The following is a 1,807-nucleotide window of genomic DNA, read 5'->3' as shown; positions in this document are numbered from 1 at the left end:
GCCCGACGGCGGTGATCGCGGCGCCCGGCCGCCGGGGTCCGCGCCGCCGGGGCCCGGAGCCGCCGACGGAGGTCCTACCGGCCGGCCGCCGCTTCCGGGGCCACCGTGGTCCCGGCCCGGTTCCCGGCCCGCCGGGCCCGTGCGGCGAGGGCCGCCGCCCCGCCGAGGCCGCCGAGGGCGACGGCGGCCAGTACGGCCTCGGGCAGGACGCCCATGCGGGTCGCCGGGGTGAGCGAGGAGCGCAGCGGCACCTCCGCCACCAGGGCGTCCGGGGTGAACAGTGCCGACTTCCGGATGATCCGCCCGTCCGGGAGGATGATCGCGCTGACGCCGCTGGTGACCGGTACGACGACGGCCCGGCTGTGCTCGACCGCGCGGACGCGGTCCATGGCGAGCTGCTGGTAGGTCATCTCGGTGCGCCCGAAGGTGGCGTTGTTGCTGGGGACGGCGAGGAGCCGGGCGCCGTGCGTGACGGTGTCGCGGACCGCCCAGTCGAAGGCGGCCTCGTAGCAGGTGGCCAGGCCGACGCGGGTGCCGGCCAGGTCGAAGACGCCGACCTCGCTGCCGGGTCCGAAGTCGCGCCTGACCCGGTCGACGTCCTCGTCGAAGAGGCGCACGAAGGACCGCATCGGGATGTACTCGCCGAACGGCTGGACGTGCCGCTTGTCGTACGTGGCGACGGGGCCCCGCCCCGGTTCCCACTGCAGGAGCGTGTTGCGCAGGTGGCCCGTCTCCGGGGCGAGGACGGCGCCCACGACCGTCGGGACGCCCACGGCGCGGACGGCGCGGTCGATGACGGCGCGGGCGTCGGGGTTGCGGTACGGGTCGAGGTCGGAGGAGTTCTCCGGCCACAGGACGAAGTCGGGCCGGGCCGACCGGCCCGCCGCGACATCGGCGGCGAGCTGTTCGGTGCGGCGCGCGTGGTTGTCGAGGACGGCGCGGCGCTGGGCGTTGAAGTCCAGGCCGAGGCGCGGGACGTTGCCCTGGATCGCGGCGACCGTGGCGGTGCCGTCCTCGGCGCCGGCGGAGACCAGCGGCAGCGCGGCGGCGGCACCGGCGAAGGGCACCAGGACGAAGAGCGCGGCGGCGGCGAGCGGCCCGCGCGGCGGAGCGGCGGCGCGGAGCGCCCGGGCGAGGCGCAGGGCCAGGGCGAGGCGGAGGGCCTCGTACAGGCCGAAGCCGCACAGGGCGACGGCGAAGCCCAGGAGGGGGGTGCCGCCCACGGCGGCCAGCGGCAGGAACACGCCGTCCGCCTGCCCGAACGCGATCTTTCCCCAGGGGAAGCCGCCGAACGGGACGCGGGCGCGCACCGCCTCGCCGAGGACCCACACGGCGGCGGCGAACACCGGCCGGGCGGGCAGCCGCGACACGGCGGCGACGCCGAGGCAGGCGGCGGCGACGAACAGCGACTCCAGGACGGCGAGCGCCAGCCACGGCACCGGGCCGACCTCCTCGCCGGTCCACACCAGCAGCGGCAGCAGGAACCCCAGGCCGGCGAGGAGGCCGAGGCCGAAGGCGGCCCGCGGGCGGCGCCCGTACAGCACCCAGCCGAGCAGGGCGAACGCGAGGGGCGCGAGCCACCACAGGGGGCGCGGCGGGAAGCTCAGGTACAGGACGGCCCCGGACAGCGCGGCGGCGGCGGGCCTCGCCGCCCGGCGGAGCGCCCGGCGCCCGCGCGCCCTCCCCGGTCCGGCGGGTCCGGGGNNGGCCAGGGGGGTCGTGGTGGCGCTCATCTGGCGGAGTCTACGGCGCGCCGCCGCGGGGCGGGAGCCAGGCCGCCCCCCGGCGGCGCGCGGAACTCCGGGGA

Annotated in this window: 1 pseudogene; it reads right to left on the bottom strand. The window is 78.6% G+C overall.

Going from position 1 to position 1,807, the window contains the following annotated elements:
- Positions 1-74: 74 nt before the first annotated feature.
- A pseudogene (lnt, locus tag MW084_RS22705) lies at positions 75-1,704 on the bottom strand (apolipoprotein N-acyltransferase); the annotation flags it as partial.
- Between the last annotated feature and the right edge of the window lie 103 nt (positions 1,705-1,807).

This window comes from Streptomyces sudanensis (assembly GCF_023614315.1).
GTDB lineage: Bacteria > Actinomycetota > Actinomycetes > Streptomycetales > Streptomycetaceae > Streptomyces > Streptomyces sudanensis.
Note: the sequence above shows the minus strand (reverse complement) of the source record. Positions and strands in the feature narration are given on the sequence as shown.